The organism is Psychrosphaera haliotis (genome assembly GCF_039523615.1).
GTDB lineage: Bacteria > Pseudomonadota > Gammaproteobacteria > Enterobacterales > Alteromonadaceae > Psychrosphaera > Psychrosphaera haliotis.
Genome location: NZ_BAAAFQ010000007.1, coordinates 21,836 through 37,275 on the forward strand (window position 1 = coordinate 21,836; position 15,440 = coordinate 37,275).

Annotated in this window: 20 protein-coding genes; 12 read left to right on the forward strand and 8 right to left on the reverse strand. The window is 40.4% G+C overall.

Annotation, left to right across the window (positions count from 1 at the left end):
• Positions 1 to 44 precede the first annotated feature (44 nt).
• Positions 45 to 917: a LytTR family DNA-binding domain-containing protein gene (locus ABD009_RS09595; protein WP_343824901.1), complete on the reverse strand. Its 873-nt coding sequence runs from the start codon at positions 915 to 917 to the stop codon at positions 45 to 47.
• Between the two features lie 118 nt (positions 918 to 1,035).
• Between ABD009_RS09595 and ABD009_RS09600 the strand changes: the two genes are divergently transcribed.
• From ABD009_RS09600 to ABD009_RS09615, 4 genes are all read left to right on the forward strand, one after another.
• Entirely contained in the window at positions 1,036 to 1,542 is a 507-nt protein-coding gene (locus tag ABD009_RS09600) for a DUF3087 family protein (protein ID WP_343824903.1), read from the forward strand.
• Between the two features lie 77 nt (positions 1,543 to 1,619).
• Complete coding sequence (locus ABD009_RS09605) at positions 1,620 to 1,790, forward strand: hypothetical protein (protein ID WP_343824905.1); 171 nt, start codon at positions 1,620 to 1,622, stop codon at positions 1,788 to 1,790.
• Between the two features lie 18 nt (positions 1,791 to 1,808).
• Positions 1,809 to 2,018: a hypothetical protein gene (locus ABD009_RS09610; RefSeq protein ID WP_155696540.1), complete on the forward strand. Its 210-nt coding sequence runs from the start codon at positions 1,809 to 1,811 to the stop codon at positions 2,016 to 2,018.
• Positions 2,019 to 2,034: 16 nt separating this feature from the next.
• Positions 2,035 to 2,733, forward strand: coding sequence for a DNA alkylation repair protein (locus ABD009_RS09615; RefSeq protein WP_343824908.1), 699 nt, complete (start codon positions 2,035 to 2,037; stop codon positions 2,731 to 2,733).
• Between the two features lies 1 nt (position 2,734).
• Here ABD009_RS09615 and ABD009_RS09620 read toward each other — a convergent pair whose 3' ends face one another.
• Entirely contained in the window at positions 2,735 to 2,986 is a 252-nt protein-coding gene (locus ABD009_RS09620; protein ID WP_343824910.1) for a hypothetical protein, read from the reverse strand.
• A 222-nt stretch (positions 2,987 to 3,208) separates the two neighbouring features.
• On the opposite strand from ABD009_RS09620, the gene ABD009_RS09625 reads away from it, so the two are divergent.
• Both ABD009_RS09625 and ABD009_RS09630 read left to right on the forward strand, forming a co-directional pair.
• Positions 3,209 to 3,676, forward strand: coding sequence for a hypothetical protein (locus ABD009_RS09625; protein WP_343824912.1), 468 nt, complete (start codon positions 3,209 to 3,211; stop codon positions 3,674 to 3,676).
• Positions 3,669 to 3,887, forward strand: a complete 219-nt coding sequence (locus tag ABD009_RS09630; protein WP_155696532.1) for a helix-turn-helix transcriptional regulator — start codon at positions 3,669 to 3,671, stop codon at positions 3,885 to 3,887. The genes ABD009_RS09625 and ABD009_RS09630 overlap by 8 nt, the downstream gene beginning before the upstream one ends.
• A 96-nt stretch (positions 3,888 to 3,983) precedes the next feature.
• Here the strand turns inward: ABD009_RS09630 and glmU are convergent, their stop codons facing one another.
• Positions 3,984 to 5,345, reverse strand: a complete 1,362-nt coding sequence (glmU, locus tag ABD009_RS09635) for a bifunctional UDP-N-acetylglucosamine diphosphorylase/glucosamine-1-phosphate N-acetyltransferase GlmU (protein WP_343824915.1) — start codon at positions 5,343 to 5,345, stop codon at positions 3,984 to 3,986.
• A gap of 136 nt (positions 5,346 to 5,481) precedes the next feature.
• Positions 5,482 to 7,002 (reverse strand): protein adenylyltransferase SelO, encoded by a 1,521-nt coding sequence (locus tag ABD009_RS09640; protein ID WP_343824916.1) that lies wholly within the window; start codon positions 7,000 to 7,002, stop codon positions 5,482 to 5,484.
• A gap of 154 nt (positions 7,003 to 7,156) precedes the next feature.
• Here ABD009_RS09640 and ABD009_RS09645 point away from each other — a divergent pair, with 154 nt between their 5' ends.
• Positions 7,157 to 7,459, forward strand: a complete 303-nt coding sequence (locus ABD009_RS09645) for a c-type cytochrome (protein ID WP_155696526.1) — start codon at positions 7,157 to 7,159, stop codon at positions 7,457 to 7,459.
• A 180-nt stretch (positions 7,460 to 7,639) separates the two neighbouring features.
• Here the strand turns inward: ABD009_RS09645 and recQ are convergent, their stop codons facing one another.
• On the reverse strand, positions 7,640 to 9,490 hold the full coding sequence (recQ, locus tag ABD009_RS09650) for a DNA helicase RecQ (protein WP_343824920.1): 1,851 nt from the start codon (positions 9,488 to 9,490) through the stop codon (positions 7,640 to 7,642).
• A gap of 29 nt (positions 9,491 to 9,519) precedes the next feature.
• Between recQ and ABD009_RS09655 the strand changes: the two genes are divergently transcribed.
• The 5 genes from ABD009_RS09655 (at position 9,520) to ABD009_RS09675 (ending at position 13,390) form a co-directional block, all read left to right on the forward strand.
• Entirely contained in the window at positions 9,520 to 9,975 is a 456-nt protein-coding gene (locus tag ABD009_RS09655) for a thioesterase family protein (protein WP_343824922.1), read from the forward strand.
• Positions 9,976 to 10,119: 144 nt separating this feature from the next.
• Positions 10,120 to 11,013 (forward strand): EamA family transporter RarD, encoded by an 894-nt coding sequence (rarD, locus tag ABD009_RS09660; protein ID WP_155696522.1) that lies wholly within the window; start codon positions 10,120 to 10,122, stop codon positions 11,011 to 11,013.
• Positions 11,014 to 11,238: 225 nt separating this feature from the next.
• On the forward strand, positions 11,239 to 12,510 hold the full coding sequence (locus ABD009_RS09665; protein WP_343824925.1) for an OmpP1/FadL family transporter: 1,272 nt from the start codon (positions 11,239 to 11,241) through the stop codon (positions 12,508 to 12,510).
• A gap of 2 nt (positions 12,511 to 12,512) precedes the next feature.
• Entirely contained in the window at positions 12,513 to 12,935 is a 423-nt protein-coding gene (locus tag ABD009_RS09670) for a YeeE/YedE family protein (protein WP_343824927.1), read from the forward strand.
• Between the two features lie 11 nt (positions 12,936 to 12,946).
• Positions 12,947 to 13,390: a DUF6691 family protein gene (locus ABD009_RS09675; RefSeq protein ID WP_343824929.1), complete on the forward strand. Its 444-nt coding sequence runs from the start codon at positions 12,947 to 12,949 to the stop codon at positions 13,388 to 13,390.
• Here ABD009_RS09675 and ABD009_RS09680 read toward each other — a convergent pair.
• The 3 genes from ABD009_RS09680 to ABD009_RS09690 are packed head-to-tail and all read right to left on the reverse strand — an operon-like array spanning position 13,387 to position 15,390.
• Entirely contained in the window at positions 13,387 to 13,860 is a 474-nt protein-coding gene (locus ABD009_RS09680; RefSeq protein ID WP_343824931.1) for a peroxiredoxin, read from the reverse strand. The genes ABD009_RS09675 and ABD009_RS09680 overlap by 4 nt on opposite strands.
• Before the next feature lie 55 nt (positions 13,861 to 13,915).
• Complete coding sequence (locus tag ABD009_RS09685; protein WP_343824933.1) at positions 13,916 to 14,689, reverse strand: class I SAM-dependent methyltransferase; 774 nt, start codon at positions 14,687 to 14,689, stop codon at positions 13,916 to 13,918.
• The gene (locus tag ABD009_RS09690; RefSeq protein WP_343824934.1) at positions 14,686 to 15,390 is read right to left on the reverse strand and encodes a DNA-3-methyladenine glycosylase I; all 705 of its coding nucleotides are present in this window, start codon (positions 15,388 to 15,390) and stop codon (positions 14,686 to 14,688) included. The genes ABD009_RS09685 and ABD009_RS09690 overlap by 4 nt, the downstream gene beginning before the upstream one ends.
• Positions 15,391 to 15,440 lie beyond the last annotated feature (50 nt).

Consider the following 15,440-nt stretch of genomic DNA (forward strand, 5'->3'; position numbering starts at 1 on the left):
AAAGCCCTTATTTTGGGCTGTTTGCGCTTATTAGGGGCGAATGACTAGGTGTCTGTGGTGGCCAACAAAGACTGTTTTGTGGCATCCACAAATGTACGAGATACCGGTATGTTCTCTTCAGTCACGTTTAAGGCGAGTTGTAATCCATTGGCATTGCCTGAGCTACTTTTTACAAATGATAAATTGACGGCATAAGAGCGATGGCACTTAATGATCCCTTTATTTGAAGGAATCTGTTCTATTGCACGGGATAAAGGAATTCTCAGTACCGTGGTGTGTAGCATCTCATTTTTATAAGTGTAAATATCACAATAGTTGTCAGCCGCTTTGAGGTAAACCAGCTCTTCAATCGTTAGAGTAAGTTGCTCTGTTTTGTTGTCGCCATACAAGGTAAACCCAGTGGTATGTACGTTGGCTCGTTCATTTGTAGGGTCTAGTGTTTTTGCTTGATCTTCAATACTGCTCGTTTTTGTGCGTTGAGTAGCTTCTTGCTTAATGCCTTGGCGACTTTGCTCTTGTATATACATGATAGACAATGGGAAAGTAGCAATGGCAGAGACATAAATAACAAACATTAGTTGGTTGGCCCAATGCCACTGCTCTAAGATGGCGACGACAAAGTAACTGTGATTAAAAACGGCCGCGATGATTAAGTTCATAACTAATATCCCAACGGGATAAAGCCTATATTGAGACTTAAAGCGAGTTAACTGCAACTCAATGAGCCCAGACACAATAATGGCAAAGAACGTAGCAAGCCCATAACCGGTGAGTTTTAAATACTTAAAAGAATCTTGCGACTCGTAAGTCCCAAACGGTTGAAAAATGAATAGCACAGCAACGGTGAAAAAGGAGATGAAAAAAGCTCGCTTTTGTAAATAGAGGCGAGCCTGCATTGTATTATTTAAAAGTAACATGTTGTCTGTGCAGTAATATATCCATTTAAAAACGCTAACATAATTCCCTAATAATAAATACTTTAAGTTAAACTGTGGTAAGTCAATTTTATCCATTATATTTAGTAGAATATCTCAAATGAAACTTGAATCTATAGACAAACAAACCTACCGAAAACACTTAAATATTATTATATTTATCAGCATTGTAAGCTTTGCTGGTTTGTCGTTGGGTATTTCCCAGGCCGCTATTTACTTTTTTACTGATAGAGAAGGTACCCACTTTTGGCTCAACGTGATGGGTGTTGTATTCGGTATGATTATTGTGGGGTCATTACTTAATAAGTATAAAGAACACCCATTTTTAGCTGAGGCTTATTATGTTTGGCGCCTTAAACAGCAAATTAACTTTATTTATCGTAAGCAAAAAAAGATTGAAGCCGCGATTGAAGATGACAATGTAGATGCCATGCTCATAATGACTTTTTATTATAAAGCCTGTGAACAACTTTATAATTTAGACGACAATACCATCACGATTAGCGCGCTTAATAAAAAATCAAATGAACTTAAAGAAAAGCTCGAAGAGCTAAGACTAGAAGTTAATGTAGAAGACTATAAACAAGAGTTGTTACAAAGATTTTGAACTTGCTAGCCATTTTTCTGTCAGTATTTGAAGTCGATAAACAGTAAACTAGTTTAAAACGAATTAAGGATGTTTGAATGGAAAAGCAGACAAAAGATGATTTAAAAACAACGGCTATGTTGTTTACTGGCACATTAACAGAGTTTGCTTTATTGAAGTCTATGACTCAATCAAAAACACTAACCGCTATGGTTATCATAGGCTTAGCCTTGTTTGCTGGCTTTGGTTTTTTCTTACTTTCGCAGTAAGAGCTAAAAGGATTTACGATGAAAAAATTGATTACATTGTGTGTTGCCTTATTAATGAGTGGTTGTGCCGTTGTTGCTGAAACAACATTAGAAAATATTTACGACAGCAAAGTTGAAAAAAACAGCCACTGCCAAACTATTGCGGTGAGCTGCGCAGACCTAGATGGTAGACATTATATTGAGTGGCAAACATCGAGCGGTGAAGTTCGTTGTCAATGTCAAAAGTAATACCTAAAGGTCGACGATGAATAAAGCACAAGTGTTTGAGTTACTCGAGCAAAACAAAAACTCGCGTGGCATTGAAAACTGGCAAAAGCTAACTGAGACAGGCGGTTTATCTAGTTTTGGTATTGGATTAACAGTACAGCGTAAACTTGCTAAACAAATAGGTAAAAATCGTCCGTTGGCGCATGAATTGTGGGCGACGGATAATTACGACGCTAAAGTACTTGGTCTGTTAATAGACGATCCAAAACAAATAACCACAGAGCAAGCAGAACAACAAGTTGAAGAACTTAATAGTGGCATGTTGCGTCATGTTTTTTCTTCATGCGACGCGACGCTCGCTAAATCTCCAGTCGCGTTTGAAGTAGCAAAGTCGTGGCTCAATAGTGATGATGAAGTTCGACGCAATTGTGCCTACGGATTGATTTACGAATTGTCCAAGAAAAAAGCTAAGGCTTATACCGATGAGTTTTTCTTGTCTGTGATCAGTAATATAAGTAAGAATGTAGACAAAGAGTCAAAACGTGTTCAGTTGGCGATGGGCGGCGCGTTAATGGGCATCGGCAAGCGCAACGTAGAGCTTAATCGTGCAGCGTTAGACGTTGCTGAACGCATAGGTCCAATAGTCTTTAATGAAGATGGTCAGAAGTGTGATCCATTTGATGTCGTAAAACACCTCACTAGTGATTATCTGAAGAAAAAGCTGGGCATTGCTTAGGTTATTTAAACCAGACCTTTCCACCAATAAATTTAAAAGCAGGCGTGCCCCTCACTAAGGTGTCACGAGCAAACACACTGTTGCACTGAGGGCAGGTACAATTCTCCGTTGTATAATCCTTTGTAATTCTCTCTTTAAAACACTTTATCAACGCACCTTTGCCACCTTTTTTGTATTTAAAAAGGATTTGCTGACACTTTTTGCAGTAAATAGTCACCGACTTATCTGGCGCTTTTGCATTCGGTTTGGCCAAAGTAACCTCTAATAATCAAACGTGAATCAAGCAAGTAATATAACACTCTGATAGTCCATATAGAATTTCATTTAGCCATGTCCTTTTGTGACTCGTATGTTTGGAGTTGCTCAAAATAAAATCATTTTATTTAAACTGGGCTCTTGATCTTAATGTAACCCTAGGGTATCTTTTGATACCTAAGGGTTACAAGTTTAGATAAATAAAATTAAGGATTTAGATATGACTGCACAATCAACACCAATTAACGAAGAGATTCTTTTAAAGCAAACAGGCCTATTGGGTTTTTTCACTGGTAGTATTATTTTACTGCCAGTTATTAGTGATATTTTAAAGTCCACATCTTTAGGAGGTGAGTCTTTGATTACAGCTAAGGTATTAATATTTTTAGCTTTGTTTGTTGGACTAATTGTAAGTCTGGTTAAACAAATAAAGGCTGGAAAAAAAGTTGATAGCAAAAACTATTGGTTCTCAAATTTCGAGGATGAGTTTTTTAACCATATCAATGAAAAGGCTTATAAGTACTCTTGGACGATGTCGTTAACCACGCTTATTGTATTTTCTCTTTATGGAAGTTCAATTACTAATGAAGCGGCTTCAGTAAATCAAGTTTGCCAAGCGATAATAGGTGTTATGCTTTTTTCTTTTGGGTTGACCATTCTTATAAAGCTAAGAGGTAACAATGACTGATTTTTTACGAAACGATATTGCACGATTCAGGAGTGATAAAAAGGTATCACAACAGGAGTTAGCAGATGCGATAAGCGTTTCACGAAAAACAATTAGTACTGTTGAAACAGGTCGTTTTACGCCCTCAGTTGTCATTGCGTTAAAGCTCGCAAACTATTTTGGTGTAGCTGTTGAAGATCTTTTTGAGTTGGCAGTTAAGGGTGACAAGTAGCTAGTTTCGTAATGACGTTGAGATTTTTGAGTAGTAAATATACGCCAGTGAATTTGGTATTCCCTGGCGTATGGATTTTAACGAAGAAACAAGCCGCTAGTCCTTTGTAGGACGCTTCCAACCGTCAATATTGCGCTGTTTGCCACGCGCAATTGCAAGACCATCTTTGTCGATGTTTTTAGTCACCGTTGAGCCGGCTGCAACAAATCCGTTTTCTTCAATGGTAATTGGCGCCACTAACGTTGAGTTTGTACCAATAAATGCGTTGTCTTTAATATCCGTTTTAAACTTATTCACACCGTCGTAATTGGCTGTGATTACGCCTGCACCAATGTTTACGCCAGCGCCAATAGTCGCATCGCCTAAATAAGAGAAGTGGTTTGCTTTTGAACCTTCACCAAGTACTGACTTTTTCATTTCAACAAAGTTACCAACTTTGGCTTTATTGCCAACAACTGCACCAGGACGTAAACGAGCAAATGGACCAATTTGAGCATTCGCCCCAACTTTTGCATCGTCCACTAGCGAGTTAGCTTCAATATTAGCACCGCTCTCAATGATACAATCTTTTAGTACACAGTTTGGACCAACGGTTACGTTGTCGCCTAGAACAACAGTGCCTTCAAAAACCACGTTGACGTCTAACGACACATCATGACCTACCGTCACGTCACCGCGAACGTCTACTCGAGCTGGGTCACGCATTGAAGCACCAGATAACATTAACTGCTCTGCCGCACGACGTTGATATTCACGCTCTAACGTAGCAAGTTGAACACGATTGTTCGCGCCTTCTACTTCAATGCCACTTTCTGGATGAGCCGTGTTGATGGCATAACCTGCTTCATTCGCCATTGCAATGACGTCAGTTAGATAGTACTCACCTTGCGCGTTGTCGCTAGACAAGTTAGCTAACCAGCCTTTTAACAAGTCACCGTTTACCGCCATAATGCCAGTGTTCACTTCATTAATTAGAAGTTGTTCTGGATTCGCGTCTTTTTGCTCAATGATGCCAACAACTTTGTCATTTTCATCACGAACAATACGGCCATAACCTGTTGGGTTATCTAGTTTAACCGTTAAAAGTGCAATGCCTTTTTCAGGCTTAACAGCTAACAAACGTTCTAATGTTTCAGTTTGAATAAGTGGTACGTCGCCGTAAAGAATTAGAATAGTTTGGTCGTCAGGCATAAATTCGTCAGCGACTTTAACTGCGTGACCTGTGCCTTTTTGTTCAGCTTGAAGCGCCCAATGCACTTTGTTTGAAGAAAGGGCTTCTTTTAACTGTTCACCACCGTGGCCATAAACCATAGTAATGTTGTCTGAATTAAGTGCCTTCGATGCATCGATAACGTGTTGCACCATAGGTTTGTGGGCAACAGGATGTAAAACCTTTGGAAGGCTAGATTTCATGCGCGTGCCTTTACCGGCCGCTAAAATAACTACTGATAAGTTCATTTAATAAGTTCCTTTATTGATGCCGTCATTATACGTTTACAGCGGCTAAAACCTCAATGCTTAAGTGCACACAATAGCGCTTTTATGTTGCTGTTTTATTGAACGTAAGTGCACGCTTACTTTCTTTCAAGATTTTCTAACTGCTACACGAAATGCTCAGCTCTTCACTCCATGCGGGTGGATGTTGTGCGTAACGTGAGTACTCTGGTTGAGAATCGTATGGACGTTTTAGTACTGAATAAAGTTCTTCAAGAGGTTTGTTGTCACCCTGTTCTGCAGCTTCAATAACTTGCTGTGCTAAATAATTGCGTAATATATATTTAGGGTTAATGGCTTGCATTGTTTGGGTTCGTTTCTCATCGCTGCGTGTTTCTATTGCTAGGCGATTACTGTATTTCTGCAGCCATTTAAGCGCTCCATCTCTGTCGATAAACAGGTCGGTAAACTTGTTGCTTTCAACAATGACATTGTTCATCTCGCTCAGTGTGCGCCAAACAATTGAATAGTCGGCTTTGTTTTCCTGCATTAACGATAAAAGCTCGCCAAGCAGAATACGATCGTCGGTTTTATGTTTTGCAAAACCCATTTTTTGACGCATTAAATTTGAATATTCAGCTAATAAATGAGGCTGATATTGCTCAAGTTCAGCTCGTAAAATTGGTCCATCAAGTAAGCCTGACAAAGAGTGACCTAGTACATTTAAGTTCCACAAGGCAACGCCGGGCTGCTCATCGAAAGCATATCGACCTGTGTGATCAGAGTGATTACAAATATGTTGTGGATTATATTGGTCTAAAAAGCCAAACGGACCATAGTCAAAAGTAAGGCCTAAAATAGACATGTTATCGGTGTTCATTACGCCATGGCAAAAACCATGAGCTTGCCATTTAGCCACCATTTCAGCGGTACGTTTTATGGTAAAGCGAAACAATAGACGCGTTTTTTCTTCAATGTTAACGTCGGAAGCATCAGCCTTATACAGCTCGGCTAAATCAGAGTGTTCTTTCGGTAACACGTGATTTATACAGTATTCAACCAGTCGGGTTTGTAAGTCGGTGTCACCATGATGAAAGGCATTTTCAAAATGGCCAAAGCGGATATGACTCGGACATACTCGTATTAGTGCAGCACCTTGTTCAATTGTTTCTCTTTGAACTTGTTCGCCAGTGGTAAATACACCTAATGCTCGAGAGGTAGGAATACCTAAATGATGTAGGGCCTCAGAGGCCAAAAACTCACGAATACTGCTGCGAACCACAGCTCTGCCATCACCAAATCTAGAGTAGGGCGTTTGTCCGGCCCCTTTTACGTGGATATCAAAACGACCATGGCTAGATTCTACTTCACCGAGTAGTACTCCACGACCATCACCTAGTTGTGGGTTGTAGTGACCAAATTGGTGACCAGTGTATTTTTGTGCAAAAGGTTGAGCTCCGCTTATTGATGATTTGCCAGCAAACCAATCCAAAGAGCTTTCACTTAGCCATTGAAGAGATGGAAACGAAGGCGAACTTAATAGCTCTGCAGTATCAATACTGGTAATAAGCCAATTTGGCTTGTTAAATTTTGCGGGATTAATCACTGCGCCTAGTTCAGGCAAGTATTTGATATAGGTGTTATTAAATAGAATGTCTGGATTATTCTTTTGTGTAGACATGATTATCCTGAGGCCTTTTGATCTGGCTTAATAAAATCTTAGTAAAACAGTATACGCTATTCGCTGTTTTTAGATTTTGGTGTTATTTTTATTACAGTACTTTTATGACTGTAATTTTATTAAAGTTTATTTTGTTTCGAGAATCGGAGTATATATGAAAAAAGCATTTTTATTAGCTATTGCGGCTGTGGCTGCGTTTTCTACACAAGTTCAAGCGGCAGATATTGAAGCGGGTAAAGCAAAAGCTGCGACTTGCGCTGCCTGTCATGGAGCTAATGGTATTAGTGCAATCCCAACGTACCCAAATTTAGCGGGACAAAAACCAGCGTATATTGTGCAACAATTAAAGGCGTTTAAGTCTGGTGAGCGTAACAACGCAATCATGAAGCCAATGGCGACGATGCTAACGGACGCAGACATGATTAATGTTGCTGCGTATTACGCGTCATTGAAGTAGGGGCTTTAGTTAGGCCACGATAGATTACGAAGTTTAAGAAAAGGCAGCTCTATGGGTCACTCCATAACAGCTGCTTTGTTATTGGCCAACAATGAGAGAACTAAACTGAAAGAATTAAACTGAAAGAATTAAACTTAAACTTAAACTTAAACTTAAAGTTATAAGCTAGTGTTTAGCTTTTTAAACGCCGCTTTCAAGGTGGCGATTTATAACCTGAATAAAGGCTTCTCCATAACGTTTGAGTTTGGTTTCACCTACACCAGACACTGCTAACATCTGACGTTGATTGGTTGGTAACTTATTCGCCATATCCACCAGTGTTGCATCATTAAAGACCACAAATGGTGGTACGTCATGCTCATCAGCAATAGAACGTCGAAGGCTTTTAAGTCTGGCGTACAAACGTTTATCGTAGTTAACCAGAAGAGGTTTTTCATCGTAAACTTTACGACCAATTCTTGGTTTAGCTAGGTTTAATACCACTTCGCCTTTTAAAATTGGGCGGGCCTTATCGGTCAGCATCAACTGGCTGTTGCGGCTAATGTCTTGCTCTACAAAACCTCGGTGAATTAATTGACGAATGATACTCATCCAGAATTCATGGCTTTGAGTCTTACCAATGCCAAACGTAGAGAGTTGGTCGTGATTTTGTTCACGGACTCGGCTATTTAAACTACCACGTAAAACATCAATCACATGACCAATGCCTACTCGTTGTTCACAACGATAAATACAAGACAAGGCTTGTTGCGCAGGAATAGTGGCATCAAAAGACTTTGGTGGGTCTAAACAAATGTCACAGTTGCCGCAAGCATCATTGCTAAATTCGTTAAAGTAGTTGAGTAAGACTTGGCGACGACAAGTTTGAGCGTCGGCCAATGCCACCATCGCATTAAAACGTTGCGTCTCAACTTTCACTCGTTCTTCGTTGGGATTATCGGCTATCATTTTTTTAATACGAGGTGCATCACCCGAATCAAAAAATAACAAACACTCTGCCGGTAAACCATCACGTCCCGCTCGGCCTGTTTCCTGATAATAGCTTTCGATAGTGCGCGGTAAGTCGTAATGCACAACAAATCGAATATTAGGCTTGTTAATACCCATACCAAAAGCAACCGTCGCCACAACAATTTGAACATGGTCGCGTTGAAATTGTTCTTGAACACGGTTTCTGGTCTCTGTGTCATAACCAGCATGGTAAGCTGCCGCTCGATAACCTTTCGCAATAAGCTTTTCGGCTATATCGTCAACTCTTGCTCTGCTTGAGCAATAAATAATACCGGACTGATCAGACTGAGATTTCATAAATGTCATTAACTGACTCAGCGGCTTAAACTTTTCTTCAATAGTGAATCGCAGGTTAGGGCGATCAAAACTACCGGTATGAACTAACGGATCTTGTAGCTGCAGTTGCGCCGCAATATCGTAGCGAGTGGCTCTATCAGCCGTTGCCGTTAGCGCCATAATGGGAACATTTGGAAAGTGCTGTTTAATCATGTTTAGGCGTAAATAATCTTGCCTAAAGTCGTGGCCCCAATGCGACAAACAGTGAGCTTCATCGATGGCAAACAAACCAACACCACAAAACTTAATGTGTTCTAAAAACTGGTATTGCAGTAAGCGCTCAGGAGACACATAAAGAATTTTAATTTCGCCATGCTGTAACTGATTTAGGATGTGAGACTGTTGTTCACGAGTCTGTTGGCTGTTAACAAATGCTGCTGCAACGCCTGATTCCAATAGCTGGTCTACCTGGTCTTTCATTAACGAAAGCAAAGGCGTCACAACGATAGTGACTTTATCTAAAATTAACGCAGGAATTTGATAACACAAACTTTTACCGCCGCCCGTTGGCATCAGTACCATTACATCTTGGCCGCTTAGGCTCGCGTCAACAACAGCTTGCTGCCCTTCTCTAAATTCAGAGTAGCCAAAGACTTGTTTTAAAACGCTAATTGGAGAGTTTGTTAATTCAGACAAAAGATTCTTAACTTTAGATGTGACACAACTTGGTGAGCATTGTACCATCTCAACCTTCAACATGGGCAGGGAAAAGTATGTTATCTAAACAAGAAACTCAACTTTGGTTAACGAGTGTTTTTAATAGCTTGAACTTTAATAAAAATTTGGGCTTGAACATCACTATTTGTGAGTCAGACAAAGCGGAGATTAGATTTGCTTGGGACGACAAGCTAATGGGTAATCCAATGCAAAAAATCTTGCATGGTGGTGTAACAGCAACGGCACTAGATACCGTAGGTGGCATACTCGCCATTTATAGCCGACTGGACAATATGGACATTGTTAACCAAGAGCAACTAGTTGAATTTACAAAACGTGTGGGCACCATCGATTTACGAACTGATTATTTAAGGCCAGGACGAGGAGATGAATTTATTGCGTCGGCTAAACTAATTCGTTCAGGGAGTCGGGTTTGTGTTTGCCGTATGGAACTGCACAACAATAAAGGCGATCAAATTGCCTTTGGAACCGGAACTTACCTAGTTGGTTAATCCACCTATACTTAATCCAATTGTACTTAACCCAACTTAACTTGCTTTAATTAACAGCTTGCTCCTATGGTATTACTACCTAAGTCAATGTTAAATAAATCGTGATTAGCTTAACTCCCTATTACCTAAATTAGAGAAAACTAAATGAAATTAGAAACCAAACACGGCATGATTTACGCAGTTTTTGCATTTGTCATGTGGGGCCTAGCGCCACTGTTTTTTAAACAACTACAGTTTATGCCGTCGTTGGAAATTCTTGCACACCGCGTGATTTGGTCTGCATTACTGCTCGTTGTGATCATTGGTCTTCGTAAAAATTTACACAAAGTTAAGGCAATACTAACTGATCCTAAAACTCTGCTGGTCCTTGTCATTAGTGCCACATTGCTGGGCTTTAACTGGTGGTTATTTATTTGGTCTATTAACAACGATCATATTCTGGATGCAAGTTTAGGTTATTACATTAATCCACTTCTTAATATCGCCTTAGGCACCTTATTCTTAAAAGAGCGACTGTCCAAATTACAATATGCGGCCGTCGCACTTGCTGTTGTTGGCGTAATGATCCAAGTGGTTACCTTTGGTTCATTCCCTATAATTGCGTTTAGCTTGGCAATTAGTTTTGCAATATACGGGCTAATAAGAAAGTTAGCAGCGGTAGATGCAATGCCAGGGTTATTAATAGAGTCGCTAGTTTTGATATTGCCAGCGATTGTGTATTGGTATGGTTTTGCCGACAGTCCAGCGGCTAACTTGTTAGAAAATAGCTGGTACTTAAATGCGTTAATTATTGGAGCAGGGCTCGTAACCACAGCACCGTTGTTGTGTTTTGTAGAAGCGGCTCGCAGACTTGAATACTCAACCTTAGGCTTTTTCCAATACATTGGCCCTAGCATTATGTTTATGTTTGCCGTTTTCTATTACCACGAACAGTTTGACCAAGAACGTTGGGTCACCTTTGGATTTATTTGGGCTGCGTTAGTGGTGTACAGCTATTCGAGTTATCGCAATATGAAGAAATTAAAAGTGACGCTTTAAGTCAGTAAGAAATCCGTTTGACAGTTATTTGAGTTTTTAATTAATTCATCGATTATAAATAACGGCTAACATGTGTCCAAGATTAAGTGTTTGAAGTAAAGAGGTTTGCTGTTGATAAGCTAACTTCTTTATTCACTTTCGATATATATAATCTTTTTAAATTCTTTTTTGAAATAACAAACCTTGACTAGTATTCGCCCATAATATTTATTCAAGGTTTTATAAATGAAAAAGCAATTTGTATTAAGTGTAGTAGCAGCCAGTGTTGCTGTATCACCTGTTGCCAGTGCAACCAATGGTTACTTTACTCATGGTTACGGAACTAGCCATAAAGGTATGGCTGGTGCAGGCGTTGCCATCTCGGAAGACTTAATGTCTGCCGCTACAAACCCTGCCGCATTAAACCTAGATTACTTAAACGGTAAAACGGGCATTATTGTAGGCGCTGAGCTTTTTTCTCCTGATCGTGAATATCGTATTTCCCAACCTGACTTTTATGCACCGGAAGGCTTTTATCTTCAGTCACCAGGCAAAGAAAGCGGCAATTCTCTTTTTGTGATCCCTGAGTTTGCGATTGGTAAAAAGCTTAACGACAAGTGGAATGCAGGGCTTGTAGTTTATGCGAATGGCGGTATGAATACAGAGTACGCTGCGCCGGCTGCCGAACAAGGTACTTTTTACGCAGGTAAAACCGGTGTTGATCTTAAGCAGTTATTCATCAGCCCAACCTTCAGTTATAAAGTGTCTGAATCAACACAAGTTGGTTTTGCACCTTTGCTAGTGGTTCAGCAATTTAAGGCAACGGGTTTAGCGAGTTTTGGCGGCTTTTCATCATCGCCTGAGAATCTGTCAAACCAAGGTACAGACACTACTACAGGTTTAGGCCTTCAAGTAGGTATTCAACATCAAATATCAGAGCCGTTACGTGTTGGTTTTAGCTACCGCTCGTCGGTATCTATGGATGAATTTGATAAATATGCTGGCTTGTTTGCAGAACAAGGTGGTTTTGACTTACCAAGTTCACTGCAAGTCGGTGTTGCTTGGCAAGCGTCTTCGGAACATCAATTTTTGTTAGATTGGCAGAAAATTAACTACGCTGAAGTAAATAGTATTGCGAACCCACTAAGCAACTTAATGGTTGCGCCTTTAGGTGCAGATAACGGCGCTGGTTTTGGCTGGGAAGACATGTCAGTGGTTAAGCTGGGTTGGCAATGGCAGCGTACAGCAGAGCAAAAGCTACGATTAGGGGTTTCCTATGGCGAACAACCTATACCCTCAACTCAAACATTATTTAATATTTTGGCGCCTGGCGTTCAAGAGTGGCATTACACGGCCGGGTTAACTCAGTCGGTAGGTGATAATACTAAATTGAGCTTAATGGCCTTTTACTCACCATCAAAATCAGTGACCGGAAGTAATATGCTAGCGCCTAATCAAGATATAACGCTTGAAATGAGCCAAAGTGGTTTTGCTGCTTCATTTGAGTGGGCGTTTTAATCGTGCTTACGGAATTTACTCCTATTAGTGCGTCCATTGGTGGCGCGCTTATTGGCATCGCGAGCGCTATTTTATTAGTTGTATTTGGGAAAGTTGCTGGCATATCTGGAGCAGTACAGTCTTTGTTAAACCCGCTTCAAAAAGGAGCAGGTTGGAAATTAGTATTTGTTGCTGGGTTATTAATCGCTGGTGTTATTGTGCAGCTTGTTCAGCCGGAACTTCTAGTTGGCGAGATGGATTTACCGCTGTGGTTAATTGTAGTTGCGGGCTTACTCGTTGGCGTAGGTACGTCACTGGCAAACGGCTGTACTAGTGGTCATGGCGTTTGTGGCATGTCACGCTTTTCTGCTCGTTCATGGGTCGCCACTATTACTTTTATGGTTATTGCGTTTATAACAGCCAATGCCATGTACTGGTTAGGTTAAGGAGTGATTAGATGAAAAACAAAGTCGTTACTTTTTCTTTAACTTTAGTGGTGGGTATAATTTTTGGACTTGGTCTTATCATTAGCCAAATGACAAACCCCGCTAAGGTGATTAACTTTTTAACCGTAGGCGAAAAGTGGGATGCAAGCCTAATTTTTGTTATGGCAGTGGCCATGGGAATTATGATGATTGCGTGGCGTTGGACTTCTAAACGTTCTGCGCCGTTAATGGCAAATAGCTTTACACTAAGTGACTTTAAGCTGGTGGATTTACGCTTAATCTTAGGATCAGTATTGTTTGGTTTAGGTTGGGGTTTAAGTGGTATTTGTCCTGGCCCTGGGCTAGTTCAGTTAGTTACATTAAAACCAGACTTTATTGTATTTTTTGCGGCGGTATTAGCAGGCATGTGGTTAACAAACCTGCTTAATGGTCGAAGTAAAAACCAGCCTAATTAAAGCTGCGACAACATAGTTTCAGCGTCACTGACTTTAAACTCTTGTGGCGCTTCTACATTTAATTGAGTCACCACACCATTCTCAACTAACATTGAATAGCGAAGGGCACGAGTGCCACCAAATAAACCGGTATCTTTACTTAAGCCCGTTTGGTTATGAAAATCTGCGCCGCCATCAGCAAGCATAATCAGCTCGTCAGCATTTTGAGACTTACCCCAAGCGTCCATCACAAAGGCATCGTTGACGGAAATACAAATAATAGTATCAACACCTTTTGCTTTAATTTTATCCGCTAAAGCAACATAACCTGGCACATGTGCTTCTGAACATGTAGGCGTAAACGCGCCTGGTACAGCAAAAAGCACGACCTTTTTATTTGCGAATAACTCTGCTGTATTGGTTGTTACTGTTGAGCCGTCTTTACGAAATTGAAAATCTACGTTTGGTAATGCTTCATTTACTTTAATCATAATTTAATCCTGTTCTTTCAATACTTTTGTTAAGTGCGGTTTGTTATCGGCGCATCTATTTCATGGCCGCTTTGACATAAACATCAAAACGATTTTTCTTAGTCTTAATTTGAGTACTTGGCGTTTGCCCATTTAAAAACGGAGCATAGTCAGGTCGTTTCACAACGACTCTTTTTGTTGCCACTTGCATGGCTAATGGCAGTAATTCATCGGCATCGTTGTCTGTGCCTACAAACTGTTGAAAAATGGCCATGTCTTTTTTGACCGCGGCTGACTTTTCTCGGTGCGGAAACATAGGATCAAGATAAACCACATCGTATTTATCTTTATTGTCTATGGCTGTTTGTAACGCGTTTTGAGAGGAGTTGTTAATGATAGTCATGCGTTCACTAAACCAAGGTAACTCTTCACTTTGCAATGCACGTCTAAAGCCGTCTTCAAGCATTAAATAAACAGGCACTTGGCGTTCAACTAAGGTCATCTTGCAACCTAGTGAGGCCAATACAAATGCATCTTTACCCATACCGGCCGTTGCATCTAGTACCGTTGGCGTTGCGCCTTTGTTTAATCCAACCGCCTTAGCAACGGCTTGACCTTTTCCGCCTCCAAACTTTTGCCTGTGGGCATTAGCGCCGCCGGCAAAGTCTACAGAAATTTTAGTTTTGCCATCAATGGTAAGCTTAAGTTGGTCGTCTTCAAAAAGCGCATAAAGTTCATCGGTTGGTTGGTGGTTAACTTGCTGCCAATCAAATTTTTCAGTCAATTCGATAATGTTTAACGGCGCTTGTTGCCACTGGAAAAACTTCAATGTGGAGCTTTGTTCATTCATCGCATACCTACTACGTTGTCGCCAACTGAGAATGACAAAATACGACTTAACGCCGAATAGCCAAACCCAGTTTCGTTATGCCATTGTTTAAAACAGTCTTGGATCATAGTTTGGCTCTTTTTAGTATTCAGGCCGCCATCAATGAGTTTATAAGCTCTAAAGTAAGCTTCGTTGTCACGACTTAGTAGAAAAGTATCTACGCCTAAAAATCGAAGGGCATATGGGCCGGTATTACCGCCGAGTCGAGCGCCATGCTTTTTTAAATAAGCCCAAAGTCCAATCACGTCGTCTTTAGGCCAATTAGCGATGAACTGACCAAAAGAACCATGCTCTTCAGATACTTCGTAAATCATTTGAGCGTTGTCTTTTATGCACATCACTTTTTTGCCATTACGAATAATGCGTTCGTCTTTGCATTTTGCTTCCCACATTTCGTCAGGCATCATCAGCATTTTTTCAATATCAAAACTAAAAAACACTTCCTCAAAACCAGGCCATTTTTGTTCCACAACGCGCCAAACAAAACCACTTTGAAAAATTTGTTTACTAAACTGAGCTAACCATCTGTCATCAGAGATTTGTGCTAAATCAGGCTTAGGCTCATTGACACCGGCCATTGCAAAAACAATGCTTTTACTGCCTTTGCGTTCAATCGCTCGGTTTAATATATCTCGAAACGGCTCGAGGTTTTTAATGCTCATATTTTATTCTCGATGACTTATTACTAAAAAGCCGCGCTTGGCTTACGAAA

Bases quoted from the DNA above. Each gene is read 5' to 3' on its own strand.
- ABD009_RS09595 (WP_343824901.1), bottom strand. From the start codon at position 917: ATGTTACTTTTAAATAATACAATGCAGGCTCGCCTCTATTTACAAAAG.
- ABD009_RS09630 (WP_155696532.1), top strand. From the start codon at position 3,669: ATGACTGATTTTTTACGAAACGATATTGCACGATTCAGGAGTGATAAA.
- ABD009_RS09640 (WP_343824916.1), bottom strand. From the start codon at position 7,002: ATGTCTACACAAAAGAATAATCCAGACATTCTATTTAATAACACCTAT.
- ABD009_RS09610 (WP_155696540.1), top strand. From the start codon at position 1,809: ATGAAAAAATTGATTACATTGTGTGTTGCCTTATTAATGAGTGGTTGT.
- recQ (WP_343824920.1), bottom strand. From the start codon at position 9,490: ATGGTACAATGCTCACCAAGTTGTGTCACATCTAAAGTTAAGAATCTT.
- glmU (WP_343824915.1), bottom strand. From the start codon at position 5,345: ATGAACTTATCAGTAGTTATTTTAGCGGCCGGTAAAGGCACGCGCATG.
- ABD009_RS09615 (WP_343824908.1), top strand. From the start codon at position 2,035: ATGAATAAAGCACAAGTGTTTGAGTTACTCGAGCAAAACAAAAACTCG.
- ABD009_RS09625 (WP_343824912.1), top strand. From the start codon at position 3,209: ATGACTGCACAATCAACACCAATTAACGAAGAGATTCTTTTAAAGCAA.
- ABD009_RS09665 (WP_343824925.1), top strand. From the start codon at position 11,239: ATGAAAAAGCAATTTGTATTAAGTGTAGTAGCAGCCAGTGTTGCTGTA.
- ABD009_RS09690 (WP_343824934.1), bottom strand. From the start codon at position 15,390: ATGAGCATTAAAAACCTCGAGCCGTTTCGAGATATATTAAACCGAGCG.
- ABD009_RS09605 (WP_343824905.1), top strand. From the start codon at position 1,620: ATGGAAAAGCAGACAAAAGATGATTTAAAAACAACGGCTATGTTGTTT.
- ABD009_RS09685 (WP_343824933.1), bottom strand. From the start codon at position 14,689: ATGAATGAACAAAGCTCCACATTGAAGTTTTTCCAGTGGCAACAAGCG.
- ABD009_RS09600 (WP_343824903.1), top strand. From the start codon at position 1,036: ATGAAACTTGAATCTATAGACAAACAAACCTACCGAAAACACTTAAAT.
- ABD009_RS09680 (WP_343824931.1), bottom strand. From the start codon at position 13,860: ATGATTAAAGTAAATGAAGCATTACCAAACGTAGATTTTCAATTTCGT.
- ABD009_RS09645 (WP_155696526.1), top strand. From the start codon at position 7,157: ATGAAAAAAGCATTTTTATTAGCTATTGCGGCTGTGGCTGCGTTTTCT.
- ABD009_RS09675 (WP_343824929.1), top strand. From the start codon at position 12,947: ATGAAAAACAAAGTCGTTACTTTTTCTTTAACTTTAGTGGTGGGTATA.
- rarD (WP_155696522.1), top strand. From the start codon at position 10,120: ATGAAATTAGAAACCAAACACGGCATGATTTACGCAGTTTTTGCATTT.
- ABD009_RS09655 (WP_343824922.1), top strand. From the start codon at position 9,520: ATGTTATCTAAACAAGAAACTCAACTTTGGTTAACGAGTGTTTTTAAT.